The sequence below is a fragment of the Ruegeria sp. CDSA141 genome (assembly GCF_059612005.1).
The window spans coordinates 137421-164237 of the sequence record NZ_JBXWPT010000006.1 but is presented as its reverse complement, the minus strand read 5'-3'; the positions used below and the strand labels follow the sequence as shown (position 1 = coordinate 164237).

The 26817-nt window shown below is 54.9% G+C and carries 26 protein-coding genes; 8 read left to right on the top strand and 18 right to left on the bottom strand.

The features are described 5' to 3' along the window. The first annotated feature begins 15 nt into the window (after positions 1 to 15). Positions 16 to 384: a fluoride efflux transporter FluC gene (locus AC2FLP_RS11415; protein WP_299897289.1), complete on the top strand. Its 369-nt coding sequence runs from the start codon at positions 16 to 18 to the stop codon at positions 382 to 384. Beyond that, positions 381 to 743, top strand: coding sequence for a fluoride efflux transporter CrcB (gene crcB / locus AC2FLP_RS11410; RefSeq protein WP_117873725.1), 363 nt, complete (start codon positions 381 to 383; stop codon positions 741 to 743). The genes AC2FLP_RS11415 and crcB overlap by 4 nt, the downstream gene beginning before the upstream one ends. Here crcB and AC2FLP_RS11405 read toward each other — a convergent pair. Genes AC2FLP_RS11405 through AC2FLP_RS11380 form a run of 6 tightly spaced genes read right to left on the bottom strand, consistent with a single transcriptional unit; the run spans position 740 to position 7272 of the window. After that, positions 740 to 2263: a DHA2 family efflux MFS transporter permease subunit gene (locus AC2FLP_RS11405; RefSeq protein ID WP_496683797.1), complete on the bottom strand. Its 1524-nt coding sequence runs from the start codon at positions 2261 to 2263 to the stop codon at positions 740 to 742. The two genes, crcB and AC2FLP_RS11405, sit on opposite strands and share 4 nt — an antisense overlap. Beyond that, a complete protein-coding gene (locus AC2FLP_RS11400) occupies positions 2260 to 3243 on the bottom strand; it encodes an HlyD family secretion protein (RefSeq protein ID WP_299897295.1) in 984 nt (327 codons plus the stop codon). The genes AC2FLP_RS11405 and AC2FLP_RS11400 overlap by 4 nt, the downstream gene beginning before the upstream one ends. A gap of 34 nt (positions 3244 to 3277) precedes the next feature. Next, positions 3278 to 3604: a cytochrome o ubiquinol oxidase subunit IV gene (locus tag AC2FLP_RS11395; protein ID WP_254683856.1), complete on the bottom strand. Its 327-nt coding sequence runs from the start codon at positions 3602 to 3604 to the stop codon at positions 3278 to 3280. Further along, a complete protein-coding gene (locus AC2FLP_RS11390) occupies positions 3597 to 4229 on the bottom strand; it encodes a cytochrome c oxidase subunit 3 (RefSeq protein WP_299897301.1) in 633 nt (210 codons plus the stop codon). Before AC2FLP_RS11390 ends, AC2FLP_RS11395 begins: the two co-directional genes overlap by 8 nt. Then, positions 4226 to 6316 carry a cbb3-type cytochrome c oxidase subunit I gene (locus AC2FLP_RS11385; RefSeq protein WP_496683792.1) on the bottom strand — a complete coding sequence of 697 codons (2091 nt, stop codon included), beginning with the start codon at positions 6314 to 6316 and terminating at the stop codon, positions 4226 to 4228. The genes AC2FLP_RS11390 and AC2FLP_RS11385 overlap by 4 nt, the downstream gene beginning before the upstream one ends. Continuing rightward, entirely contained in the window at positions 6313 to 7272 is a 960-nt protein-coding gene (locus AC2FLP_RS11380; RefSeq protein WP_299897307.1) for a cytochrome ubiquinol oxidase subunit II family protein, read from the bottom strand. The genes AC2FLP_RS11385 and AC2FLP_RS11380 overlap by 4 nt, the downstream gene beginning before the upstream one ends. 187 nt (positions 7273 to 7459) lie before the next feature. Between AC2FLP_RS11380 and AC2FLP_RS11375 the strand changes: the two genes are divergently transcribed. The 4 genes from AC2FLP_RS11375 (at position 7460) to AC2FLP_RS11360 (ending at position 12997) form a co-directional block, all read left to right on the top strand. After that, positions 7460 to 8695, top strand: coding sequence for a lytic murein transglycosylase (locus tag AC2FLP_RS11375; protein ID WP_496683909.1), 1236 nt, complete (start codon positions 7460 to 7462; stop codon positions 8693 to 8695). Between the two features lie 661 nt (positions 8696 to 9356). Next, positions 9357 to 10250 (top strand): UTP--glucose-1-phosphate uridylyltransferase, encoded by an 894-nt coding sequence (locus tag AC2FLP_RS11370; RefSeq protein WP_117873737.1) that lies wholly within the window; start codon positions 9357 to 9359, stop codon positions 10248 to 10250. Positions 10251 to 10319: 69 nt separating this feature from the next. Further along, positions 10320 to 11759: a mannose-1-phosphate guanylyltransferase/mannose-6-phosphate isomerase gene (locus tag AC2FLP_RS11365; RefSeq protein ID WP_496683789.1), complete on the top strand. Its 1440-nt coding sequence runs from the start codon at positions 10320 to 10322 to the stop codon at positions 11757 to 11759. 167 nt (positions 11760 to 11926) lie between these two features. Further along, a complete protein-coding gene (locus tag AC2FLP_RS11360) occupies positions 11927 to 12997 on the top strand; it encodes a DUF2793 domain-containing protein (RefSeq protein ID WP_496683786.1) in 1071 nt (356 codons plus the stop codon). Between the two features lie 259 nt (positions 12998 to 13256). On the opposite strand, the gene AC2FLP_RS11355 is transcribed toward AC2FLP_RS11360, so the two are convergent. The 4 genes from AC2FLP_RS11355 to AC2FLP_RS11340 form a co-directional block, all read right to left on the bottom strand. Continuing rightward, positions 13257 to 14003 (bottom strand): porin family protein, encoded by a 747-nt coding sequence (locus tag AC2FLP_RS11355; RefSeq protein ID WP_117873743.1) that lies wholly within the window; start codon positions 14001 to 14003, stop codon positions 13257 to 13259. A 17-nt stretch (positions 14004 to 14020) separates the two neighbouring features. Continuing rightward, entirely contained in the window at positions 14021 to 14998 is a 978-nt protein-coding gene (locus AC2FLP_RS11350) for an HlyD family secretion protein (RefSeq protein WP_496683783.1), read from the bottom strand. 142 nt (positions 14999 to 15140) lie between these two features. Continuing rightward, positions 15141 to 16805, bottom strand: coding sequence for a sulfatase-like hydrolase/transferase (locus tag AC2FLP_RS11345; protein WP_299897321.1), 1665 nt, complete (start codon positions 16803 to 16805; stop codon positions 15141 to 15143). Between the two features lie 4 nt (positions 16806 to 16809). Then, on the bottom strand, positions 16810 to 17031 hold the full coding sequence (locus AC2FLP_RS11340) for a hypothetical protein (protein WP_496683780.1): 222 nt from the start codon (positions 17029 to 17031) through the stop codon (positions 16810 to 16812). Positions 17032 to 17088: 57 nt separating this feature from the next. On the opposite strand from AC2FLP_RS11340, the gene AC2FLP_RS11335 reads away from it, so the two are divergent. Continuing rightward, entirely contained in the window at positions 17089 to 18036 is a 948-nt protein-coding gene (locus tag AC2FLP_RS11335; protein WP_496683777.1) for a helix-turn-helix domain-containing protein, read from the top strand. A 162-nt stretch (positions 18037 to 18198) separates the two neighbouring features. On the opposite strand, the gene AC2FLP_RS11330 is transcribed toward AC2FLP_RS11335, so the two are convergent. From AC2FLP_RS11330 to AC2FLP_RS11295, 8 genes are all read right to left on the bottom strand, one after another. Next, on the bottom strand, positions 18199 to 19188 hold the full coding sequence (locus AC2FLP_RS11330; protein ID WP_496683774.1) for a HupE/UreJ family protein: 990 nt from the start codon (positions 19186 to 19188) through the stop codon (positions 18199 to 18201). After that, positions 19185 to 20015, bottom strand: a complete 831-nt coding sequence (locus AC2FLP_RS11325; protein ID WP_299897327.1) for a peptidyl-prolyl cis-trans isomerase — start codon at positions 20013 to 20015, stop codon at positions 19185 to 19187. The genes AC2FLP_RS11330 and AC2FLP_RS11325 overlap by 4 nt, the downstream gene beginning before the upstream one ends. Before the next feature lie 160 nt (positions 20016 to 20175). After that, positions 20176 to 22098: a DUF3604 domain-containing protein gene (locus AC2FLP_RS11320; RefSeq protein ID WP_496683771.1), complete on the bottom strand. Its 1923-nt coding sequence runs from the start codon at positions 22096 to 22098 to the stop codon at positions 20176 to 20178. 199 nt (positions 22099 to 22297) lie between these two features. After that, positions 22298 to 23446, bottom strand: coding sequence for an energy transducer TonB family protein (locus AC2FLP_RS11315; RefSeq protein WP_496683768.1), 1149 nt, complete (start codon positions 23444 to 23446; stop codon positions 22298 to 22300). Next, complete coding sequence (locus tag AC2FLP_RS11310; RefSeq protein WP_117873765.1) at positions 23443 to 23820, bottom strand: ExbD/TolR family protein; 378 nt, start codon at positions 23818 to 23820, stop codon at positions 23443 to 23445. The genes AC2FLP_RS11315 and AC2FLP_RS11310 overlap by 4 nt, the downstream gene beginning before the upstream one ends. A gap of 4 nt (positions 23821 to 23824) precedes the next feature. Further along, a complete protein-coding gene (locus AC2FLP_RS11305) occupies positions 23825 to 24157 on the bottom strand; it encodes an ExbD/TolR family protein (protein ID WP_366140754.1) in 333 nt (110 codons plus the stop codon). Between the two features lie 25 nt (positions 24158 to 24182). Then, positions 24183 to 24848 (bottom strand): MotA/TolQ/ExbB proton channel family protein, encoded by a 666-nt coding sequence (locus AC2FLP_RS11300; RefSeq protein ID WP_299897331.1) that lies wholly within the window; start codon positions 24846 to 24848, stop codon positions 24183 to 24185. Beyond that, positions 24845 to 25279 carry a hypothetical protein gene (locus tag AC2FLP_RS11295; RefSeq protein ID WP_299897333.1) on the bottom strand — a complete coding sequence of 145 codons (435 nt, stop codon included), beginning with the start codon at positions 25277 to 25279 and terminating at the stop codon, positions 24845 to 24847. Before AC2FLP_RS11295 ends, AC2FLP_RS11300 begins: the two co-directional genes overlap by 4 nt. A gap of 649 nt (positions 25280 to 25928) precedes the next feature. On the opposite strand from AC2FLP_RS11295, the gene AC2FLP_RS11290 reads away from it, so the two are divergent. Next, complete coding sequence (locus AC2FLP_RS11290; protein ID WP_496683763.1) at positions 25929 to 26783, top strand: FecR family protein; 855 nt, start codon at positions 25929 to 25931, stop codon at positions 26781 to 26783. Positions 26784 to 26817 lie beyond the last annotated feature (34 nt).

The following is a 26817-nucleotide window of genomic DNA, read 5'->3' as shown; positions in this document are numbered from 1 at the left end:
GACCGAAAGAGTCTTATGTTTCTCGCTGTCTTTGCCGGAGGGGCGCTGGGATCGTTGTTGCGCGAAGTATTCGCACTGGAAATCCCCGGCCTCAGTTTCCTCACGTCGACTTTCGGCATCAACGTGACGGCCTGTTTTGTCTTAGGATGGCTGTATTCAATACGTCACAAGGTGCACGCTCATGTGCTGCATTTGGGCGCAGTCGGGTTTTGTGGTGGGTTATCCACCTTTTCATCTTTTGTAGCTGATCTGGAACGTATTGCCGAAGGTGATCTGTGGGCCGTCCCTGTTGCCGTCGGGTTGGAAATCGCTTTCGGCATTGGCGCTGCGCTGATCGGAGAAAAGCTGGGCAACCATTTTCATTCCGAAAGGTCACCGTCATGAATGATCTCTATCTTCATGCGATGTTCGCACTGGGAGGAGGCCTGGGGGCGGTCCTACGTCATTGGCTGGCTTTGAAAGTGCGGCACGATTTGCCCTTTTCAACGCTGATTGTGAATGTAGTAGGCAGCCTGCTGCTTGGGCTCTGGATCGGCTATCTGGGCGGCCCTGTCGACATCCCCGAAGACCAAAGACGGCTGGTATTTGGTTTTTGCGGTGGGTTTACCACGTTCTCCAGCTTTGCCTACCAATCTCTTGAACTTCGGCGCGAGCGCACTCTGGTTCTGGCAGCTGGCAATATCCTGATCAGCCTGGCGCTGTGCTGGTTCGCCCTGTGGCTTGGGCTGACCTTGACGCGCTAATGCACATGAGCGGCAACATGTGACCCGGGCTTCGGAGCGCGACAAAAGAAAAGCAATGGAATTGTCGCCAAGGCAAGCAGACCCAGATTGTTGAATACGGTCAAATAGGAAATCATCTCGGCCTGCTTCATGATTTCCTGGCCCAGAATGGCAGCACCTTCAGCGCTGTCTGGCGCAAGGCCAAGCGGGCTCAGATACGCCTGGGCCGCGGGGTTATAAGGCGTCACATTCTGGCTGAGCACCGCCGTATTGGTCTGCAACCCGCGTACAACCCAGGTGCCGACCAGCGAGATGCCAACCGACGATCCCAATTGCCTTGTCACGTTGAACAGACCAGAGGCTTCGTCCTGCCGGCCTTTACTGATGCTCTCGAAAGCCAGTATCGACATGGGCACGAACACAAGGCCCATACCGAGGCCGCTGATGGCCCCCGGCCACGCGAGCTCCCAAAAACCGGCATTGAGGTTGATGGCCCCCATCATGAAATTCCCGACCGCCGTCAGCAACAGACCGATGCCCGCCAGCAGGCGCGGATCAAAGCGGTTTACCAGCACTGCGCCGGTCAGAACCATGGACAGCCCTGCGGTCAGGCCACGCGGAATGAACAGATGGCCCGACGCGATGACAGGGAAATCCAGCAGGCTTTGAACAAGCGTCGGCAAAATCGCGATGCCCCCGAACAGAGACACGGCAAAACCCGCGATGATCAGATTGCACAAGGCAAAGTTTCGATCTGCGAACAGACGCAGGTCCACAACCGAATTGCGAGAGGCCAACGCGTGAAAAATGAATCCAAACGCCCCGAGAATTGCTGCGATCACGGCCACTTGGATGACGCGGGACGACATCCAGTCCAGTGTCTCGCCTTGATCCAGAACGAATTGAAGGCACCCGATTCCAACAGCCAGCAGAGCAAGGCCTTTCCAATCGATCTGGACCTCCTCGGTTTTGTCTTCCGGCAATTCTCCGGCCAGCAGAAGCAGTGCAAGGGCCGCCACGGGAAGATTGACGAAGAAGACCATCCGCCAGGAAAAATATTCGGTCAGGATTGCACCGACCGTTGGCCCCAGAACCGGCGCCACCACGACGCCCAGACCGAAGATGGCCATTGCCTGTCCGCGCTTTTCCCGCGGGAAGGCATCAAACAGAATGGACTGTGACAAAGGGATCAGGAAAGCGCCGAACATGCCCTGAGCCAGCCGAAAGGCAACAATGACCTCAAGGCTCCACGACATGCCGCACATCATCGACATGACGGCAAAACCAGTCACCGCCGTCAGGATCAACCGTCGTCGGCCCACGCGTCGGGCGACGAACCCTGTCAACGGCATGATGACCACCGCGGAAACGATATAGCTGGTCAGAATCCATGTCGCCTGATCGGTCGTCGCCCCAAATGCGGCCTGGATATGCGGCAACGCCACATTGACAATCGTACTGTCTAGGACTTCCAGAATGGCGCTGAGAACAACGGCGATCACGATCACCATGTTCACATGGCCGGACGCCGCAGAGGTCATTTGCCGTCCACCGGACCTGTTGTATCTACGACAACTTTGCTGCTGCCTCCGACACGCAAGGGCGCATCGGACGGGTCAAGCTCGATCCGAACCGGAAATCGCCGGGTGACCTTGACCCAATTCCCACTCGCGTTTTCCGAGGGCAACAAGGAAAACGTGTCCCCGGACCCTCGCCCGATTGACGCCACCTTACCTGTAAGCGTCGTCCCCGGGAGCATATCGACACGTATCGTGACCGGCTGCCCCGGACGAATGCGCGCCAATGCGGTTTCTTTGAAGTTCGCGTCCACCCACCAATCGGACGATTCGACAATCGAAAATTGCGGAGCGTTGGCGGACACCGAGGATCCGGGGCGAAGGGTCAGATTGGCGATCCATCCGTCGGCCGCGGCATGGATCTTGGTCCAGGCAAGGTTAGTTTCCGCGATTTCAAGCTGTGCCCGCGCAGACAGAATATCATCCTGTTTCGCCTGCAACCCGCTTTTCAGTGCCAACAGGCTGGACTGGCTGGTCGTCAACCTTGCAGAGGCTTGCGCGAATTCCGATGCCGTCTGATCAAGCGATGCCTGTGCGACATCGCCTGATGCAAACAATGCTTTCGCACGTTCAAAACTCTTCAATGCAGTATCGTAGGCCGATTGGGCGCTGTCCACCGAAGCCTCAGCCGCAGCAATCTGTGTGGAATAGGATTTGGCCTGTTGTATCGCACTATCCAGATTGGCTTTGGCTACATCCACCGAAGCCTTGAATTGAGTGTCGTCGATCGTGAAAAGCAGATCGCCGTTTTTCACGGGCTGGTTTTCGATCACATGTACATCTGCCACCTGCCCTGTCACCTGCGCAGCGACATAGATGATGTTCGCGCCCAGATATGCATCCTTAGTGGACGGGTACCGCTCTTCGTGCCTCCAGAACAGAACAAGACCGACTGCAATTGCTGCAAGTATCAAAGCCACGGCTGCGATTTTGAGTGGCTTCATTTTCGTATCCCTCTCTGCACACGACCCATGAGCATCACATCACATGCATGTGCATTCTTATTGCCAGATTTCCCAACACCCAGACCGTTCCAAGGATCATGATCAACAAAACCATGGTTGAAAACAGGACCAGGTGCAGGTCTTCCCGGCTGCTGCGCCGACGATCGATGTGCAGGAAATAAACAAGCTGCAGAACAAGTTGGGCCAGACCTAGCAATCCAATGGTCAGGTAAACACCGGTTGTTTCGATCCCAAACAGGTAGGCTGCGCCAAACATTGCCACCGTCAGCAAAAGCGAACCACCGTATCCGATCACATAGCGCCGACGCTCGCGACGGTGCATTTCAGAGCGCTTATCCATAGGTCAGACCTCCGAAATAAACGATGGTGATGATCCCGATCCAGATCAGGTCGAGAAAATGCCAGAACAGTGCCAACCGCACCACGCGGGAGATAACAACATCCGTCATCCCTTTCACGCGAAGTTGGATACCCAGAACGATCAGCCACAAGCATCCTGCGGCGACGTGCACACCATGCAGAGGAACGAGCCCAAAGAAGGCCGACAAGAAACCGCTGCGCTGCGGAATGCCTCCTTTTTCCGCCATGGCCATGAAATCACGCACCTCAAGCACCAGGAAACTGATCCCCAGTAAAAGCGTGACGCCAAACCACAAAACAATGCGACCGCGCGGCAGATTGTATTTCAGCGCCAGCATGGCAAGGCCAACCGTCAGGCTGCTCGTCAACAGGATAAGCGTCTGCGCAAAGACGCTTTTGAGATCAAACAGCTCGTGCGGGCCGGGACCACCGGCCTGCGCATCGATCATCGTGATGTAAGTCGCAAACATCAGGCCGAAATAGACCAGGTCACTCATCAAAAAGACCCAGAACCCGAAGGTGACAACCTCGGTCGCCTTATGAGCACTCGCGTGGCGTTCCCCCAGATTGATCCCTGGGTAGCTGTGGGTGGGCGCACGCTTCATGTGATCACCTCCAGATCGGGGCGGGCGAGGCCGCGATTCTCCGGAGACGTCTCGAAATCGCGATCCACCGCTTTTTCGCCGTGAACCCGTGCAAGCCAGGCTTCGTGATCCCTGCGCACTTCTTCCGCTGGTATGGTCAGCTCGGTGCTGTCATCGAACGTCCAGACGATCACCACCAAGATCATCAGAACCGTCATCAATGCTGCCAACCACCAGATCCACCAGACCAGCGCGAACATCCAGACGCCGCTCAGAACACACAGGACAAAGCCAATGCCTGTATTGCGCGGCAATTCGATATCTTCATAAGCGTCAGGCGTTGGGTAGGCTGCACCCTTGTCCTTTGCTGCCGCAAAATCATCCCGATCCGTAACGGTTGGAATGATCGCAAAGTTGTACGGAGGCGGCGGCGACGGGATTGACCATTCCAACGTGCGCCCATCCCATGGATCCCCAACTGGAACGCGGGTCTTTTCGCGGTCGCGGATGCTGACCCAAAGTTGGATCAGAACCGAGAACAACGCGCAGGTAATCACCAGCGCCCCAACGATCGCCACTATCATGAAAGGATGGAAGGATGGGTCATCGTAACTGAAAGAACGGCGCGGCATCCCCATGAGTCCGACGAAATAGAGCGGCATGAAGGTCAGCAAAAACCCTACGGTCCAGAGGGCAACCGTGACGCGGCCCCAGAACTCGTTTAGACGAAAGCCAAACGCCTTGGGGAACCAGTAGTTATAGGCTGCCAAAAGACCAAACAGCACCCCCGGCAACAGTACGTTGTGGAAGTGGGCCACCAGAAACAGCGTATTGTGCACCTGATAATCCACGGTCGGATTGGCCAGGATCACCCCGCTCAGGCCTCCGATCACGAACAACATCAAAAACGCCAAGCCATACAACATCGGCACCGAGAACCGGATGCGCCCCCGCCATAGAGTCGCCATCCAGTCATAGACTTTTACACCGGTCGGAATGGCGATCAGCATCGTTGCAATACCAAATACAGCGTTGATCAGGGCGCTCTGCCCCATGGTGAAAAAGTGGTGCAGCCAGACCGTAAACGACAGAACCGCTATCGACATCGTAGCGATGACAAGCGAATTGTAGCCGTAGAGCCGCTTGGCCGAAAAGGTCGCAAAAACCTCGGAGTAGATACCGTAAGCAGGCAGAACCAGCAGGTAGACTTCGGGGTGTCCGAACAGCCAGAACAGATTGGCATAATTCATCATGTTGCCGCCGAGGTCGTTGGTGAAAAAGTGGAAATCCAGATAGCGATCAGCGGCCAACAACAGCGCCGCAACGCCCAAGGGCGGCATGGCAAAGACGATCAGGATCGAACTGCATATGATGGTCCAGCAATACATCGGCAGCCGCATGAAAGTCATTCCCGGCGCGCGCATCTTGTAGATCGTAACAGCGAAATTGATCCCGGTGAGCGTTGTGCCAACACCCGAAACAACGATCGCCCAAATCCAGTAGTCCGGCCCAACGCCCGGATTGAAGGCTGCGCCGGTATACGGCGGGTAGGCCGTCCAACCACCGGTCGAGAACCGACCCACCACCAGCGAAACCATAAGCATCATGCCAGAGGACACTGTCAGGCCCAGGCTGATCTGGTTCAACCGAGGAAACGCCACGTCCCTCGCGCCGATCATCAGCGGAACTACGTAGTTCGCGATGCCAAAGACAAAGGGCACCGCGACAAAGAAAATCATGATCGTGCCATGGGTACTGAACAACTCGGCGAAGTGTTCAGCCTCCAGGAAGCCATCGCCTGGTCCGGCGGCTTGCTGCGCGCGCATGACGACGCCCTCCAACACGCCACGCGCCAACATCACGATGGCGAAAACGACATACATGATCCCAATCTTCTTGTGATCGACACTGGTCAGCCAATCGCGCCAAAGGGGCGTCCACAACCGAAACCAGCTGAGCAGGCCGACCACGACGACAACACCAACCAAGACGATTGCGGCAGCGGCGTTGGCAACGATCTCATTTGCGTTCGGGTTCTGGATCAACCCTGTGACCGGAAGCGCATCCCAGTTGAGGCGGCCAAAGAACCCTGTACCCGGTGAAGTCATTTCTGCGCCTCCAGCCCGAATGACGCCGTTCCCGGCTGTTGATCCACCAGAACTGCTTCGCCCCCGTGATAACGGTGCAGAATGCTGTGAAACAAATCCTCTTCCATTGTGAAGTACAACGCATCCTTCGGCATCTTTGCAGTGCCTAGCACAGCCTGAACCTCATCCCTGTCTGTCCGCATCGCAAGCGTCTGATAAGTTGCAGGGTTTAGTTGGATACCATTGTCACGAACTTTTTGGACCCATACTTCGAACTCATCATTGTGCATCGCTACGGTGCGAAATTTCTGTTTGGTAAAGCCCCGCCCGTTGTACTGCGTGTTCTCGCCCTGCATGACTTCGGGCGCGTCTGCGACCAGATGCAGTTGGGTGGTCATGCCCGGCATCGCGTAAATCTGGCCGGCCAGTGCCGGGATCATGAAAGACTGCATCACGGTATCGGTGGTCAGTGTCATCGCCACCTGTCGTTTGGTGGGAATCCCAAATTCGCCCACACTGGCGATGCCAAGATCGGGGTAGATGAACAGCCACTTCCAATCCAGTCCGACAACCTGCACACGCAAGGCCGGATCTTCACCAAAAGCCGTCGAGTACGGATCAAGCCGATGGGTGGCCTTCCAAAGGTAGAACGAAAGCAGTGCCACAATCAAAACAGGAACGCCCCACATGAGGAATTCCAACTTTGCCGAAAAATCCCATTCCGGACGATAAGCTGCACTGCTGTTTTTTCGCCGGCGATATCGGAGTGCGATCAGCGGCACCAATACCAGAACAGGGACAACGGCCACCATGATCAATGCGGTCGCCCGCAGCAGATGCGTTTTCTGGATGGCGGCAATGGGCCCTTGCGGATCCATGAAACTGTCGCTGGCCGCCACCGTTTGCGACATCGACACCAACAGGATCACGGCCACCATGAGCAGAGGGATTGGGTTGGGCATATTGACTTGTGCCATAACAGACTGCCCTTTCCTCAAACAATTTCCATTCGACTATCGGCAAGTGTGTGAATTTTCTCAAGAGTTTTTCCAAACCACAAATTGTCCGGGTCAGTCCCCAATTCAATTTCGGGTGTAACGGGTCCAGGGATGCGCGGTATGTTCCCGTTGACTTGCAATCCCAGCCGGGACAGACAAAACAATGATGCGTATTCTGTTTTTCTCTTTGGGAATAATCCTCCTTTGTCAGCCCACGCTGGCACAGGATCGTGCGGCGATCGAACGTCAGTTTCAGTTGTGGTTGCAGGAAATCATTTGGCCCCAGGCAGAGGCCAAGGGTGTGACACGCGAGACAATGCAAGCAGCCCTCTCTGGCGTGACCCTTGAGTGGAACTTGCCGAATCTGGTGCCGCCGGGTAGCGCACGCAAAACTCCCAAGGTCCAGAAACAGGCCGAGTTTGGCTCACCCGGTCGCTATTTCAATCCGGGGTCGGTAAAAGGCGCAACATCGGCAGGACGGAAAATGGCACAGCGCCATGCCGCAACTCTGGCGGCGGTCGAAGCCGAAACCGGCGTTCCTGCCCGCATTGTTCTGGCGATCTGGGGAAGAGAGAGCGGATACGGACAGGTTCCGATCCGGCATGGTGCTTTCAGGGTACTGTCGACCAAGGCTTTCATGAGTACCCGTGCAGACTATTTCACCGCTGAGCTTGTTGCTGCCCTGCAAATCGCGGAAGCAGGTCACCAGCCCGCGCGGCAAATGAAAAGCAGTTGGGCTGGCGCTTTGGGCCAGCCTCAATTCATGCCGTCCAACTACTTGTCGTATGCTGTTGACGGCAACGGCGATGGTGCGGCTGATATTTGGGGGTCACCCGAAGATACGATAGCTTCAATCGGAAACTACCTCATGAAACACGGCTGGGTTTCTGTACGGGACTGGGGATTCGAGGTTTTCGTGCCCAATAATGTCTCATGCGCTTTAGAAGGCCCCGATCAAGGGCGACCTATTCAGGAATGGGCTGAGATGGGGATACGTCGCGTCTCGGGCAAACCCTTTCCAGCCCATGAGCTACGTGGTGACGGGTATTTGATGATGCCCGCAGGACGACATGGTCCGGCTTTTCTTGTTACGCCAAACTTCTACGTTCTCAAGGAATACAACAAAAGCGACCTGTATGCCTTGTTTGTCGGCCACATTGGCGACCGTATTCAGTACGGTATGGGCGATTTCAGTGACTCCTGGGGGAAGGTCGGCGGGCTGTACAGATCCGATATCGCCAAAATGCAGGAGGCGCTGGAAAAACAAGGGCATGATGTCGGAGGGGTTGATGGGCTACCGGGTTACAAAACACGTCGTTCGATAGGTCGATGGCAAGAGACCCTGGGGGCCGCACCGACCTGTTTTCCGGACGCGCCGATGAAAACAAGCTTGGCCCCGTGAGGCAAACCAGAGTGATCAGTAGGCTCTGCCACCCTGCCCGTTCATTGATCCTTTGCGCCTAGAACAGGCGCTTTCAGAACCTATCGTCGAAACCAGGCGCCAATTGTTGCCCATTCGAAAACAGCGCGTGAGGGGCAAGTTAAAAACTTAGGTGAGTTGCGAAGGGCAGCTAGCAGCCCTTTCGCAAAGGAAAACCCTCGGTCCGTAAAAAACCATTGGCACGGTTTGTCCTTCAGACCATTGATACCCGAATGCGGACAGTATGCGCGGCTTTAAGAGAACTGCGTCTTCCAAGTGGGAAAACCGCATAAAAAATAGCATGATACGTGGAACCGCAACACAGTCGGATCGTTCCTAAGAAAGTGATACTCTGAAGGATACTGCAATCAGATCAATGCAATTGAGTTTTCGTGATGGACTGACCATGATTTGCCTCCCTCTACAGGAGGTAAACAGCCAACTATCCAAGCACATGATGCGCAAGTATTGTATGCATATCGCATCCGACCAGGCTTTTGACTCCTCCTTGGCAAGGTGGCACGATTTGACTGATTACATGCCTGATCCATCAGGCATCATTGATTGACAGGGTATTGCAGCCTATGAGGACACTCCGGACATTTCCTGCTCTTCTGGCAAAACTAATATATTGAGAGGCACCATGACACGCAAAGTCACCAAAGCGGTTTTTCCAGTAGCGGGCATGGGGACGCGTTTTTTGCCAGCGACCAAATCCGTACCGAAAGAGATTATGACACTGGTGGATCGTCCGCTGGTGCAGTACGCAATTGACGAAGCCCGCGCCGCCGGGATCAAGGAATTCATTTTTGTGACATCACGCGGAAAATCCGCGCTTGAAGACTACTTCGACCACAACCTGGTTCTGGAGCAAGAGCTGAAAGCCAAAGGCAAGAACAAGCTTCTGGAAATCCTGAACAAGACAAATATGGAAAGCGGGGCGATCGCTTATATCCGCCAGCACAAAGCACTGGGACTGGGACACGCCGTCTGGTGTGCCCGACGGCTGATCGGCGATGAACCTTTTGCCGTGATGCTGCCTGACGATGTCATCGCCGCCGACAAGCCTTGTTTGCAACAAATGATCGAGGCATACGAAGACACTGGTGGCAACATGGTCGCGGCGATGGAAGTTCCGAAGGAAAAGACTAGTTCCTATGGCGTACTCGATGTTGGCGACAATATCGGATCCGTCGTCCCCACCAGAGGCATGATTGAAAAGCCCGAACCATCGGAAGCACCTTCCAATCTGGCGGTCATCGGCCGTTACGTGCTTCGGCCTTCCGTTTTGAACAACCTCAACGCAAAAAAAACGGGAAGTGGCGGTGAAATCCAGCTGACCGATGCCATCGCCCAGGACATTGCCGCCGGCGTTCCTGCCTTCGGTTACAAATTCGACGGTCAGCGTTTTGATTGCGGTTCAAAATCAGGCTTTCTGCAAGCCACCGTTGCCTTTGCTCTTGCCCGCGAAGACCTGCGTGATGATCTGAGCCAATATCTTAACGACATTGTCGCCACTGGGAAAGCTGCTCAGTAGCCATGGGTGGTTTTACTTGACTAAAAACATGGCAATACCGTCAGTCACCCGAAGCTCGAAGGCACTTGCATGACCAATACAGTCTACCCCGTCATTCTTTGCGGTGGATCGGGAACACGTTTGTGGCCCCTGTCACGCAAAAGCTATCCCAAGCAATTCGTTCAGCTGGTCGGCGAAACAAGCCTGCTGCAAAATTGCGCGGAACGGATGCTCGGACCATCTCAAGCGCCATATGCAAAGCCCCTGATTCTGACCAACGAGGCATTTCGCTTTGTTGTCCCGGAACAATTGACGGCCGTCGGAATTGACCCTGGCCCTATTCTGATCGAACCCGAAGGGCGCAACACGGCCCCCGCCGTTCTTTCCGCGGCCTTGTTTCTGGCAGCGCGTGATCCGGAGGGCATCATGCTTGTAGCGCCGTCAGATCATGTGGTTCCGGACATGGAAGCCTTTCATCAAGCCGTTGCTGAAGGCGTACGGACAATAAGTGAACGACGCGATCTGGTTACCTTTGGCATCACTCCGACACACGCGGAAACCGGTTACGGCTATCTCAAACTTCGCCATCCTCCGGAATCGACCCATGAAGTTGTCCCATTGGATCGTTTTGTAGAAAAACCTGATCTAAAAACGGCCGAGGCGATGCTGTCGGATGGAAGTTATCTTTGGAACTCAGGCATCTTCCTGTTTGCAGTTCGCGATATCATAGCAGCTTTTGAACAGCACGCGAGCGAACTGATCCCACCAGTTCAAAAGGCCGTTGCAGAGGCAAAAACAGATTTGGGCTTTCTCCGACTGGACCCAGCAGCCTGGGCGGGTGTCGGCGACATTTCAATAGACTACGCAGTGATGGAAAAAGCCTCGAACCTAAGCGTGGTGCCGTATTCTGCCGGCTGGTCTGATGTCGGAAGCTGGACCGCGGTTCAAGAGCTATCGAACCCCGATGAAGACGGAGTAGCAACCAATGGAGAAGTAACCGCAATCGACTGCCGCAACGTGTTGATACGATCCGAGTCGCCCGCGCTGGAAGTCGTGGCAATGGGTCTTGAAAACGTAATCACCATTGCGATGCCCGATGCGGTTCTGGTCGCGAGCATGGACAAGGCTCAGGACGTGAAACAGGCCGTTACGGCACTAAAGGCCAAAGGGGTGAAACAGGCTGAATCATTGCCTGTGGATCATCGACCATGGGGCTGGTTCGAAAGCCTAGTGATCGGCGACAGGTTTCAGGTCAAGCGCATCCATGTTCATCCAGGCGCGTCGCTCAGCCTGCAGTCTCACCATCATCGTTCCGAGCATTGGATCGTGGTCGAAGGCACAGCCAAGGTCACTATCGATGATCAGGAGCGTTTGGTAACCGAAAACCAGTCAGTCTATATTCCACTGGGAGCCACGCACCGAATGGAAAACCCTGGGAAAGTTCCTATGGTCTTGATCGAGGTTCAGACCGGCACCTACCTGGGTGAAGACGATATCATCCGATACGAGGACATTTACGCCCGGGATTAATTCCGGGCGATCCTAACGCGCGCCTATTCAGTAGCGGTTTCCAAGCTGAGGACCAAAACTTAGCAAAACATTTCCTGGGCGGTCGGCCCGGTCAGACAGGATTGACGCTATTCACGGCAGGGTAGCGCGCAACCGAAGTTTCGGACCGACGCCACAGGAGGACCCCCGTGTCACAAACATCCCCCCGATTGAACCTGCCTTTGCTGCAACCGGCACAAGCGCAAAAACATGTTACCCACAACGAAGCCCTGAGACAGCTCGATCTGGTCGTGCAACTCTCGGTACAGTCAACGGATTCCGGAACCCCACCTGTTGTCCCCGCGCAAGGCGAAGTTCATGCTCTTGGAGCCAACCCGACCGGCGACTGGGCAGGGCATGCCGGCGAGCTTGCCGCCTGGTTGGACAACGCCTGGCATTTCGTGACCCCCGGCATCGGCTGGCGCGCCTGGGATGAAGCGACCGGAGTTCTGAAATACTGGACAGGAACAACTTGGGCCCCCCTGCCAGTCAGCACTCAGAACCTTGACGGAGTCGGGGTGGCTACAAATTCTGACAGTACGAACCGCCTGTCCGTTCGCAGCCCTGCGACCTTGCTGAGCCACGAAGGTGGCGGACATCAGTTAAAGATCAACAAAGCCAGCGCAGGTGATACAGCATCGCTGTTGTTTCAATCGAACTGGACCAGTCACGCTGAAATGGGACTGTCTGGCGGCACCGGATTTTCCATCAAAGTGTCTCCCGATGGCAGTAACTGGACGGAAGTGATGACCTTTGATCCTGTTGCCGGAACCGTGTCAGGGACAACTGTTCAGGCAGTTGCCAGTGATACAACCACAGGCCGCCTGATGCGCGCCGATTACGGATACGGACCCGGCAACCTTCTTGGAACAGTGACGGAAAACGCTGGTGTTCCGACCGGAGCGGCCATTGAGCGCGGCAGCAACGCCAACGGAGATTACGTACGGTTTGCCGACGGTACTCAGATCTGTACGGCCACGCCTGCACCCGTGGCCTGCACGACTGCTGAGGGCGCTCTTTTCAAAAGCGGCCCAATAACCTGGGATTTTCCGGCTGACTTTTCGACGCCCCCGAACCTGAACGGCTCTGGAGGCGTTGCTACCCGGTTTACCGGGTTTGATACGCCTTCGTCGTCCCAATCGACATTCATTGTCTTCTCGGCGATCTCGGATTCGGCAGCCCTGGCGCCGGCCGTCACAGCCATTGGTCGCTGGTTCTGACAGGCAGGGCCGCCTGGATACCGGATCAGGCGGCTATTCCGACCGAAGATCGGTTGCGACCCGTTCCGCGCCATCCCCGCATCACCGGGTTTGCAGCCTTTCACCACTCCGGAAAAAGCTAGATGGTTGCTGGAACTCCCGCTTAAGGAATGCAGCAAACAACGCATAGAGGGAGGTTGCACCCAGCATACTTGCGCGATCTGCCCGTCTGACGTCTCGTGCCAGGTCGAAACCGCAAACAATATTCGTTTACAATCAATCAGAATCGGTAGGTCGCCCCGATCACCGGCCCGGACTGACTGAACTCGAAATCGTTGCCGCCGATCTCATGGTCGAAGGCGATATAGCGATATCCGCCACGGATCACCCATCTATCATTGATGGCATAATCTGCCGTCAACAGAACCTGCCAAGTTTCGCTGCCGTTGCGGAAGCCGCCATAGTCAACGAACCCGGTTCCCGTCCATTTTTCAGAGAAGACGAAACGTGCCCTTGCGCCAATGACCGGATCGACCCAATCGCCGTCAACTGTAGTCGTACGCCCCGGTGCCGAGCTGGGCGTCAGCGTGAAATTTGTTTCGGTGCTGAACCATCTGAAACCACCAGCAATGTCCAGTTTAACAGTAGGATCTTCATAGACCCGATAAGCCACGTATCCACTGAGGAATTGGGTGGTAAATGATGTGTCGAGACTGGATCCAGCCGGACCGGATCCGGTGTTGCTAAAAGATAAATTTGTATAGTTGTAGTCTGCCAGCAGGCTCCAACGCCCATTGGATGCCGCAAACGCGCCCATGAAGGCGAAATCCAGGTTGCTCAAAGCGTCAGAAAAACTCAACGTTCCGTCCAATGTCCCCGACGGCGTTTCGATAGACGTTTCTGTTTCAGGCATGAAAAGATAAACCGTAGCTTCATAGGACCAATCGCTTTGCTGCGCGGAAGCGGTTGTTCCAGTCGCCATAACCAAGGCTAAACCGATCCCTTTAATCCCATATTCTATATTCATTTCGTCCCTCCAGTATTTCAGATGTAATTCAACTTCTTAGTGATCCAGAACAGGTTTTCCGCCAACACACCAATTGCGCCGGCCTTGTCCGTTACCACAAGCGTGGTGCCAGAGGTTCCTAACGGGAGCTCATCGATATTCAACTGGTCCGGAATTTCGATCAACACCGGATAACTGGACACACCGGCCAGATCACGCAGTGATGGGAGGCCCGTACGCAAGTCGACAGCTCTCTCTGCCGCTCCCACGGGCAGCGATACGACTGTCCCAGAAATCTCGCTGCCCGGCAAGGTTCGCAGAGCAAGGCGTATCTTGCTGCCGACGGCAACATTCATACGGCTTGATTGCGGTAGACTTGCGATCAGATAGCGGTCATCGGGGACAATAAAAGAAGTAGCCCTCTGTGCAACGGACACACGATTTCCGGGACGTAGAGAAACGGCTGTGACAAAGCCGCCCTCGGGCGCGCGCAGATTTGCGGACTGTTGATCGATGGCAGACATGGATTCCTGCAACTGGAAGGTTGTCGTTGCCCCTCGCTTTTCGAGATCGACAAAGTCGTCACGGCGCTGGACGCCAAAGGTCAATTGCGCGGTGAGGGATTCAATGTCGGCTTCCGCCGCTGCCAGGTCGGACTGTAACTGATCTGCCGCAGAACGAGCAGATTCAAGACTGGCCGTCCGGCGGGCGACCTCAATCCGAAAAGGCGTATCGTCGATCCGGAACAGCGGATCCCCTTTCGCGACCCGCTCATTGGGGCGAACTGAAACGTCAATGACGGTACCTGACACATTAGGGGCAATGTTGGTAGCAACACCCTGCGCTGAAAAAGGACCAGTCGGCGTGGTGTGGTTGAGGGCCCCGATTACAACCAGAGCAATGATTGCGGCGCCCCCGTAGACTACAGATTTCCAGAACCGGTTCCATGGAAGCAGCCCGAGCTTGGAAAACACCACCCAGATCACTCCGAAATAGAGCCCTAAAACAATAAGCATACGCTTACTCCGGTGCGCAGAGCTGCTGATACCAGTGAGTTGCAGTTTTGGTTATGGATGCAGCGGGAATAGTACGCCAATGTTGCCCCCTAACTTGTCACTCGCATGACCGCGCATTTCTGTTGATACGCGCGGCCCTGTTTCATTGTTGCACCGAAGATCGTTTGACCATGAAAGCCTCGACTGCCTGTTGAGTTTCCGGTCGCAGGTTTCCAATTCCTTCATACGGCATACCTGTGGCAGGGCCAGTATCTGGATACAGCTCTTTTCTCGCCATGTGGCGTCCCAGTATACGGATGAACTCCTGCCCGCCCCACGCACCAACTTCGGTTGAAACCGGGTACTTTTCGTGCGTGTCGCGCATCACATCAAAGAAATCTGCAATGATCGCATTTTGACCCGGCCCGGGCAGGTTGAGCTTCAGCTTGTCCTTGACGATCGCCTTCGGAGTACTCACCGAATAGATAATCACATGATCACGCCGACCTTTGCTTTCATCTTGAAACAGGATCGAGGCAGATTGATCCACGCCGTCAATCAACCGGTCTCGGGGAATATGCTGAACCGCGCCGCCGAACCGAGCCAGTGTCGTATAAAGATCAGACACATGAATAATGTTGTTGATCATGCTGTCTGGTTCAATCAGAGCCGGCCACCTTATGAAAGCGTCCACGCGAACCCCGCCCTCGGTCGTATCGCCTTTGCCTCCGCGATAGACCATTGGCGTAAAGCCGGATTCCGGTGAATACTTGGTGAAATGGCCGTTGTCGCCCATCAACACGACAATCGTGTTTTCCGCCACACCAAGCTTGTCCATGCGCGTGAAGATTTCACCCAAATACGTATCCAGCTCTTGCAGTTTGTCGGCGTACAGACCGCCATTCACGCTTTCCGGTCCGTCCCGTCCAGCCCGCGTGTTGTCCAGTGGGATCATCGGCCAGTACTGCAGGAAGAATGGCTCAGTGCCGCCAGCCAAGCGTTCCAGTTCAGCAAGGGTTTTGTCCTGAAAAGCTTGGTTCATCTCGTCATATTTGGCTGCGTTCCAACGTTCACCCGGTTCCATTCGGATTTCACGAACAGGTCCGCCGGCATTTCCTTCGATCACCGTGGCCATGGCCGATGCGTCGGGACGGAACCAGTCGTCGATCGTGTAATCGTCGTCGAAATCTGCAATTCCAACCGAAACCTGTTCGCGGATTGCATCGTCATTGAAAATCGTCAATTGACCCTGCTGATGAACGGCGTGCTGCGCATAGTCGAACCCCTGGTTCATTGCCCAGCTCTCGGCAATGTCACCCATGTGCCACTTGCCGACATGCGAGGTGGCATATCCTTCGGCCTTCAGAACCTCGGCAAGCGTCACTTCCTCTCCGGGCAAACCGAAACCGGCGATGTCGACGGTCGTATCACCCATTCCGATCCGAACCGGTAGACGACCGGTCGTCTGGGCCACACGGGTCGGGGTGCAGGATGGCTCTGTATACATGCGCACCATGCGCATCGCTTCGTCAGAGAAATCGTTGATGTTCGGCGTACTGATACCGCGTACCGCGTTCAATTCTGGGATACCCATATCCCCGAAACCGATGTCATCGACCAGAATACTTATGATGTTCGGAGGATTGCCGCCGTTCTCTTCACGAAACGCCGCGAGAGCCTGATCAACGGCGGTATCATCCTGCTCCCAGGCATCCTTGTTCTGGGCCTGAAGGATATAGAATTCGGAATCATGCGCAATGGGTGCATTCTGCGCGTAGGCTGGTGCGCTGATCGCCAGAGAGCCGAGCAAAAAAAACTTTAGATCCATTTCTTTAGATATCCTTTTTTATTGGGTTTTCTTCTCGCTCCAGACCCTGTGCGATAAGATCGTGGGCGACACTGGACAGTGTCTGACCAGTTGACTCCGCAAGACGTGTGAGCCTGTGACGCTGTGAGGGTGTAAGAAGGGTCACGATCCGTTCGGACCGCACTTCCGCTTTCGGAAGCTGAGGGCGACCACGTTTGGGCGAGGCAAGCGGATCGGGCAATTTCATTTGAACATATTCCTATGTTTCGACTAAGCTTTTCATGCAAACTACAGGGGAGAAATATTGGACCGCATCAAAAAATCGACAAAACAAGACTTGGCGCTGCCAGAAGCACCCCGGTTTTTTGAAGCCACTTTTCGGGATCCGAACCAGATCGCCGCAATATCCAAATGGGATATGGACTTCCGTCAAATCGAAGACGGCGAAATGCAGGCGGATTTCAAAGTTAGGTCCGGCCCACTTGTTTCCGTTGTAAAGTTTGGTTTCTCTCGACGTGTGCACCAGATCGGCGCGTCTCCGAAAGGCCATCTCACGTTTGGCATCCCTACCCATTCAAAACTAACGGACTGGAACGGTATCTGCATTGAAACACCACCGTTTCTGTCCTTCGGCAGCGGCGATGAGTTCGACTGTATCAGCGACAGCGGGTTCGGCGGATATACGATGACAGTTGAAACTGAGTATGCGATGAAAATCGTTGAAAAGTTGGGGATCACAGCCTCTGATACAGAATTTGGGGCATTTTTGTTACCTGCAACGCCACCTGATCGCTCAGCTACGCTTCTGAACGACATTCAGGCTTTGTTGGCGAACCCAATTTCGTCGGAACAGGGCGAAACCCATTTGATCGAGGAGTTGCTCCGGATCGCTTCGGGGGGCGGGGCGGATCGCAGAGAACCGCGGATTAACCGAAAAGCTCTGGCACTCTCTGCGGCAGTCGATCGGATGACGGCGAACCCAGACGAAAACGTCCCCATCAGCGAGATCTGCGGGGATATCAGTGTATCTTTGCGAACATTGGAACGCGCGTTCAACGAAAAATTCGGAATCGGCCCAAAGGCATATTACACGAGACTCCGCCTCAACTGGGTTCGTAGGTTGCTTGTGGAGCAGGGCAGCGAAATATCAATCTCCGACGCTGCAAACAGATATGGCTTTTGGCATATCGGACAGTTCTCACAGGATTACCGAAAATGTTTCGGCGAATTACCATCGGCTACTGTCGATTGAGCACCATTGTCTTTGTGTTGTCTGTGACCATGACTTTTCATGACATCAAACCCAAAACGGCGTAAAAGTTCTGCAAGCCAGGCTCTGGCCGTATTCCTCTTCAGGCACGTGCGCCGTCATGATCTACAATGTCTTGCTCAACTCTCGCGACTTCGCCGCGGTTCAAAACCCGCTTACGCGTTCTATCAGCCAGTACATTGACACTGACCCGATCCCATACGCGGTCAAAACCGTGGCATTTCTTCCTACTGGAAGTGCTACCAGCCGCCAGGCCGCCAAAAGCAAAGTCAAAGCAGCAATAAAACTCAGCTGCCCAGCTTCGACACCGAGGTTAAAGGCCAGCAATGCCGCGGGAATATCGTTGGAGGGCAGTCCGATGTCAGCCAAAGCCCCTGCAAAACCAAGGCCATGCAAAAGACCGAACCCGAAACAGACGATCCAGGGTTTCTGCTTTGACAGCCGAAACCGTCCTTCACCGCCTTTGACAATCTCCATCGCCAGAAACACGATGGACAGTGCGATAACGGCCTCGACCGGTGGTCCGGGAACATTCAAAACGCCAATCGTTGCCAACGCCAATGTTATTGAATGCGCAAGTGTGAACGCTGTTACTGCCCCCACAAGTTTCCACGGATCACGGACCAGAACAAACAGCGCGAAGACAAACAGAAGGTGATCCCAGCCTTCCAGTATATGCTCGAAACCCAACTGAGAATATGCTGCAAACACTGACCATGTCGACTGTTCAGAAGGTATGATTTGAACACTGACATCCGGGGTAAAACGAAGCGTCGCAGGTTCAGCATCCAGAGGGTGTAAACGCACCAACACATCGTTTCTCTGGGTCTCAAGGCCTTCAATGGCAATGGGTTGACCCGCGATATCCGCGTGGCACTCGACGATCCAGGATGAAATCCACGCTCGGCTGTCGGAAACAGGATCAGGACCACGCGCCGGAGTGCAGCCATCTGGCAATATGGCGTCAATCGCCATCGGTTGACCATTCACATCAGGCTTTCGCCAATGAACGCTCCAGGTATTGGAGGCGATTTGACGAATTTCCAGATATCCCGGATCAAGCGCATGCGCAGTGGCGAAATTTGCAGACCACACGAACAGCAGCGCAAACAGCAAGCAAATCGCGGCTCTCATTTGGCAGGGCCTGAAAGATCGGGCGCCACAATCTCGTAGTTTTCGGTAAGAGAGTCGTATTGCGCTTGCGCCAGAGCTTCACTCATTTCCCGACGCCAATCCCGCAGCACCGCGTCGTGGATTTCAGCCAAAGGAGGTGTTTGACTGGGCTCGATAGCAACGACCTCAACAAGGTGAATTCCGTAACCTGACTGGATCGGCCCCGTCCACTGACCTGTTTCGACCTCTGTGATGCCTTTCGAAAAACCTCCTCCAAAGACCGACTCGATGACCCGCGTCGCGGACAAGGGCATTGACGCCGGCAGCAATGTCGGACCGCCCAAATCGGAAAAGTCGTGCTGCGCGCGCAGGGTGGCCAGTGCTTTCTCGATTTCGGCCTCTCCGGGATTCTCTCCAAGAAAGACCTGATTAAAGGCAACCATGACAGGCGTTGCATAGCGTTCCGCGTTTTCCTGAAGAAATGCCTCCAGATCTTCGTCCTCCGGAACTACCGACGTTGCAATGGCTTCGGTCAGAAAGTCCATTTTTTGACTTAACCGGGTTCTTATCAAGGTATCTCCGCGATCCAGACCAAGCTTTCTTGCTTCCCTGACCAGAACCTCTTCCCGAATTGATGCACCGACCAAAGCTTCTAACTCCGCTTTACTTGGCGGGCGTTTCCACTGCGCTTCGAACCGAGCAGACAATAATGCGACGTCATTTTCGTCGATTGTTATCACCTCAAGATCTTCGACGGTCTCGTTGTCCGGTGCAACAATATCGAACCAAATAAAAATAGCCGCTCCAATCAAGAAAAAATGGAACAGAGGTTCTTTCAGTATTCGCATGGAGTCTCCTGCGTAAAACGTGCTCAGGTTCTACGTACAGATGCTGTCATCAACCGGTTGGGTTTTGCAAGAAAATGAGCAGTCCAGGTGTTCCGGAAACGTTGTGAATTCGCCGAGGTGGCGATCACCGCCTCGGCTTTCAATTCGTTTGTTGAGCGGGTCACTCTGCCGGTGTGTACCAGATCGGGGACGAATATGCGCGCTCCTGATGGGTAAGCACTGCATCCTCGGGCAATTCGATACCATACTTCAGCTTGTCGTACAGAATCCAACGCGGGGTCGGAATTTCGATGGCGCGGACATAATAAAATGCGCGCGCGTTCGGATCGAAGTCCGGGTCTGACCATACGGTGACAAGTTCGGCCGTTCCGATTGTGTTGGTCCAGCTGGCGGTGTCCACGTCCACAGTGTTCCCGACCGCAGGGACCTTGCCGTTTTGATCAACTTCACGGTTATCCGACCACGCGACGTCATAGACCTTCTCCTGCATGACACCTTCGGAATCGAGCCATCCTTTTATCACTTGAACACGATCCAGATTGGCACCAACCGGGTCGCGCAGGGCGGCGATCAGGAAGCTTGGCGCACCCTCACCCTCGCGCGGGCGCAGATCCGAGCCCATAGGCACCCCTTTGGTATAGCCAACATTGGCAAGGAAACGGGTTTCAACATCAGCGTCACTGAAATCCCATCCGCCAAAGAACCGCAGACCGATCCGGGGGCCGGTCGTTGCGTAGGTTTCGCGGCGCTTGAACGCATCAAAGATCGCCGCGCGCGTATTCTCGGTAGCCCAGACAGCCGTGTATCCGGAGGCGACGAGCAGGTCACCGGGAATTTCACCAAGGTCATTGGCTATGAACGGATGCTTGATACGCGAGGCTGAGGGCTCGACGCTGACGGATTTTCCAAAGAAATTGTCTTCTTCGGCGGTGGCCAAAGAGGTATGGCTGTCCGTCGCGCCGCCCATACCGAACTTGTATGGGTTCACGCCAAACTTTTCTTCCAGCATCAAACCGCGCTTCAGCGCCTCGCGAGCGTATTCACCAGCCAGCATGTCATCGGTCTTCAACTCGGTAATATCCAGATTGCCGACGTCCCAGTTCTCATAGTCCGCAAATTCGTCATCCGGGCTCAGGAAAGGGTGCGCTTCGCCGTCACCCTTGATCTGCGTGACCTCGTAATGGGGCTCCCATTTCGCGCGGGCCGCGACATATTCCTCGTCAACCTTGCCGCCGTGATACGTGTCTTCGGTTGGGAACATCCATCCGTTCGACAGGTTTCCGTTATGGGCAAAGGCCACTGCACGCCCCCCCGTTCTTTCCTGATACTCTTCAAGCCAAGCGTATAGCGCCTTTGGATCCGTATCACCGTAGGGAGGCTGGGTGACCGGTGGCACCATTTGAAGCGCCCTGATTGGCCCATCGCGCAGCATGACATTCCGGTGCAAGTTGAACCCTTTCGGCACCGAGGTCCATTCAAAGCCGATGAAAGCAGTAAAGCTGCCGGGATCATTGTGCCGCTCGGCCGCCAGGACAATGCTTTCCCAGGTAAACGCAAAAGCATCGGCACCTGGGCTGTACGCCTCCAACAGGACTTCTGGCAGTGTCATTTGCGAAAAATTGGTAATGATGTCGAAAGCTGCTTTACCGGCTTCTTCCCCGCCGGCTTTGTACCCCTCGTACCACTCCAGTCCTTTCGGATCAGAAAGAACGCCCGGCTTACCGGCCTGCAAATCTGGCGCAAACCCCATCAGATCTGTGTGATCCGTGAGAACCATCCAATCCAACGGTCGTGACAGTCTTACAGGTTGACCCGTTGAAGAAATGACCTGCTCACCCTTGGCGAAACGCCATGCCTCATCCGGTAATAAGGTGTTCCCGAAAGCACCCGCATCCAGCGAAAGCCCGGTGTGAAGGTGAGTGTCCCCCCATAATGGGCGTTCAGGAAATGTGCGTTGGGCGTAAGGGGAATAGGGCTGATCAGAAAACAATCCCTCAGCAGCATCTTCGCTGGGTACGGCGTCAGCGACAGCAGCAGCAGGGACCAATACGAGTGAGATTATGCAAGCAGATTTCCGAAACAAAGTGACCTCCCAGTTCAGGAATACTTAGCGGTGTGGGCGAATTTCATCGCGCCATTGTTATATTCCCATTTTCTTATATCACATTCTATCGAACAACAGGTTTTTTTAATCTGAGAGCTGCAAACCCGCGCAATCAGGAAATTTGGCGCAAGCCGCTAAGGTGATCGCGAGTCGTGTTCACCTGACAAGACCCGTCGGATCACCTTATCTGATAGTAAAATGAAAGCTTCCGGCTGACGCCCCCAGGCGGGCGCGGGAAAGGTGCGGCAGTTCGAACCTGTTCTTTGGCTGCGCGCTCTATTTCCGGCGAGCCAGAGCTTTCAACGACATCAACCCAAGCCAACGAACCATCCGGGTCAATCTGGAAAAACACACGCGCATAGCCGCGACCGGCAACGTAAACGATTGGCGCTCGATTCAGATGAACAAGAACCTGACCTGCATAGTTCGTGCTGTCCGAGTTTCCCGGCCCCCGCCCGCCTGAACGGGTGCCGCCGCGGTTTTGTCGGAAGGCGTCGATACCCTCTCTTTGATACGTCGCCAGGGGTGATTCAATCGTTTGTTCCGGAAAGCGAAGAGCTTCAAAGTTGTTCGACGGATTCAATGCCCCGCGCAATGCTGGTTGCGGACGGCGGTCTGGAAGACGTGGCCGGAGTGACGAAACCACGGCCTGTTTGGATTCATTCGCTTCCGTATCGGGTATGGGCAGTTCGGCGTCTTCGTCTAAGGGTTCCGATGCTTCATCCGGTATCACAGGTTCAAGTGGTGGCGTGTTTTCCGGAGCAACCGGAACCACTTCAACCGGTAACGCGGCAATCTGTTGCTGTTCCTCGGTCACCGGTTCTTCAGCAGAAGTCGGCTCAACTGGAGCAACCGTCTCGCCAGCCGGCACCTCAGGTGTTTCGGCCACTGTTTCAGGCTCTGCGGAGGTGGCTCCGCCAGCCTCATCGGGTTCGCCCTTCTCCTCTTGGTTCTGTTCTACAGGTTCTACGATGACTTCATCCGGTGCCCTCGGCTGAATGATCATTGAATCGCCGGTGTCCGGTGCGTAAGTCTCCTGCGGGTTCGGCGATGCAACGCGGGCATCGCTTGTCGGAATCTCCGCCTCTTGCGGCTGGGTTGGCGGCTCGACCGGGGGTGTCGGCGGCTCATTCGGCTCGGGCCGAACGGGTTCAATCCTGGTATCGGCAAACTCTTCGAACGCGTTGCTGAGTTCGATTGTGTCTGTACTGTTTTCGCCCGAAGCCTGATTTGACAACTCTGGCACTGTAAAGATCAGGCCCATGAGATGCACCAGCACGGAAATCGAAATCGCAAAGATTGCGACGAAAACCGACCGCCTGATCATTCGAGAGCCTGTTCGGTCACCAGGAATACGGATGGCGCACCCAACCGGCGCAGACTGCTGGTGACCTCCATCAATCGAGGGGCCGACGCATCCCTGTCAGGAACGATCCGCACGGGTCCCGATTCATGCGCAGCCATGAAAGCTTCTGCCTCGATCGGATTGCCGCGAAAACTCAGCGTTCCGTCCCGATGAAGAACAAGCGCATCTGGCGGCTCACGGCCTTCAAGATCCGCAGTGTTCACCAAATTCAGATCAGGATCCAACGGCGGTGCGATCGTACCTGTAATAAGAAAAAAGATCAGGATCAGAAAGACGACGTTAATCAGCGGAATGGTGGAATCTCGATTTCGACCGGGTCGGATGTAGCGGATCATTGCCTCACTCCAACACTCTGACCGTCAAACCTTCGCGCCCACGCAATGGAGCAAGCAGGTCCACAAGACGTTGCGCGGTTGTCTCAGGATCAAGGCTTACCAGAACCTGACCGGCTTGGACCTGATCCACCAATTCCTCAAGCGACAAGGGTTGACCGTTCAGGACCACACGCGCCGGACCAAATTGCACGAAAAGGCGCTCGGGCGGCTCAACGTCGGCTTTCCTGCCTGTGGCTGCGCTGCTCAACTCGATCTCGCTGAATCGCGAAAACGTTGAGGACAGCATGAAAAACAGCAAAAGCAGAAAGATCACGTCGATAAGAGGCGTCATCGACATGCGTCGCCGCACAAAAGGCGCAGTGTTACGCATGTTCTGGGGCGACCGGGACTTGTGCGACCGCCTCTGTGCTTTGAATGGAATGACCCGGGACCAGAACCGTACGCAAAGCCTTGTCCGCAAAAACACGCTCGCGTGCGGTTCGACTTTCAAGCCAGGACAAAACCATCGATGTCGGCATCGCAACAGCCAGACCTACAGCGGTGGTTATCAGGGCCACCCAGATCCCCCCGGCCAAAAGCGATGGATCAACCGATGACCCAGCGGTTTGCAAGCTTTGGAAGGCACTGATCATACCCAGCACCGTACCAAAAAGACCCAGCAAAGGCGCCAGCTGCGCCACGGTGTCCAATAATCGAAAACCGCGTTCCAACCCGGCAAGCGCCAGACCCGCTTCGGCATCCAGCCGGTCATCGGCCCCGGGAACCCCCGTTGCGTTCATCGCCGCGCCTACAATGGGGGCAAGATAACTGCTGCTGTCCGCCAGTCTTGCACGTGCAGCACCTTGATCTCCTGCATCCCAGGCAGCCAGAGCTTCAGACAGCACCTTGTGTCGCCCGACACCGCAGGCTGCAAATTGCCAGAGCTTGTAGAGAGTGACCGCCAGCGTCAAAACCGACATTGCGATCAATATCGCCACAACTGGCCCGCCCAGTTCAAAAATCTCGCGAAGTGCGGCTAGAGGGCTCATCCCAACAACTCCATTTCCACCCTGCTGCTCAGCGTCAGTGTGCTGTCGCATATGTCGCTTTCGGAACCATCCACAACGCAGGAGCTTGCGCCGTTGATCAAGGCTTGCCCAACTGCGTCACATGTTCTGTTGGGAAGGTCGAACTGGCGCACCCTGGGTCGGCTGGCCGGCAAGTCGCGAAAATCGAACAGCGAGAGGTTCAAGACACCACCTTCGGTGTCGAAAATTACGGTTTTAAACACAGCGCCATCAATCTGCTGCCCGGTCTCATTCTTGACCAGAAACGTCAATCTGCACGCGCCGGCGACATCCTCAGCCGAGTTCAGTTCCACAAATAGTCGGGCAGAGGATTCGGCGCCAGATTGCGCAGATGCTGTGGACAGCAAACAGCCAGAAAACATGGCCGCGACAATAAGGCGAAGAAACAGCATGAACAGACTCCGTGTTGCAGCGCTGGAACAATAAGGCAGCGACCGTCAGCTTGCCCATCTGCGTTTCTACCTGAGGGGCATGTCACATTAAAGAGCCGCGAATGGTGGCATAGAAAAAGGATCGTAGCGTGTGTTGATGTACATACACACACGGTAAGACATACGTTGCTCGATAAGAATTTCAACTCCGTCCAAGACTGCCCCGCGCATCAGCACAAGCAGGAAGATATTGTCGGGTCAAATCTGAAAAGCCAGCAACTCTCGCACTTTTTTGATACGGGTGCTTAACACGCAAAAAAGAAGCGAAACTGCGCCAAATCGGGTCTTCAGGGAAGTGTGCCTAAAGCGCTGTTTGAAGGCCGTTTTCACATAAAACTTGCTTAGAACGCGAAAAGTCATGCATATTTGCCTAAATTCCTGATGCTTATGAATAATAAAACTATGCTTTTTGAGGGGCAAATTTCGGGCACAGTGCAATTTGCACGTATCAAGACCCATTGGGGGAAGGGGCGCGAGTTTGTCGTTGTTAAAGATTTTCCTAGTTCTATGCGTTGTCGTAATCATACCGTCGCAGACCATCGCCAACATTGGAAAAGTAATAAGCGTCAAACAAGGCGCTCACATCACGCGAGCGGGAAAAGTACAACCTGTGTATTCGGGAATGGAGGTTGTGTCGGGCGACGCACTCACCACTGATCGGACAGGCCTAATTCAAATCGTTTTTGTGGATGACACCAAGATTGCCATTGGCCCCAACGCGCGCATGGTGCTGGATGTGACCATGTTGCGAAGTAACCGCAAGGCCAAGAGCTTTGCTGTTCAGGCCTTGGGTGGCAGTTTTCGGTTTATTTCCGGAAAAAGCCGAAAGAGAGCCTACTCGATCAGGACTCCGTCGGCGACAATGGCCGTGCGCGGCACGACCTTCGACATGTGGGTCGTGTCGGAAAAACAAAGCGCGATGCTTGTCCTGCAGGGCACGGTCCGCATGTGCGGCAGCCAGGGCTCGTGCAGATCTTCGGGACGTCAATGCAGCATGTACGCAACAAGCGGAAACGGAGGTGTCGGTCAGCCTGCCGATCAGGCCCAATACGAACAAGCACTGAAAAGCGGATTTCCCTTCATTGAGTCCCAGGAAGGACTGCTGCCCCCTTTGCAGGTGCGAGTCGAAGGGTGTTCAGGTGATGGAGCCCCCATACGGCGTGTCGAGCCTGACCGGTCGGAAGCCCGTAGAGACCCTCCTCAGCAGCGAGAAGCCCAGAATACGGGCGCCGGACCTTCGCCTTCCGCAAACAATGAACCGGAAAGAGAAGAGCCGGATCGCGAGGAGCCCGAACAGGAAGAACCTGAGCAGGAAGAGCCCGATAGAGAAGAACCGGAACCTGACGAGCCAGAGCGGGAAGAACCTGAGCAGGAAGAACCTGAGCAGGAAGAACCTGAGCAGGAAGAACCTGAGCAGGAAGAACCCGAACAGAAAGAGCCCGAGCGGGAAGAGACTGACCTCTAATTGCTCAAGAACTGCTGTTGCGTACGCAGGCCCG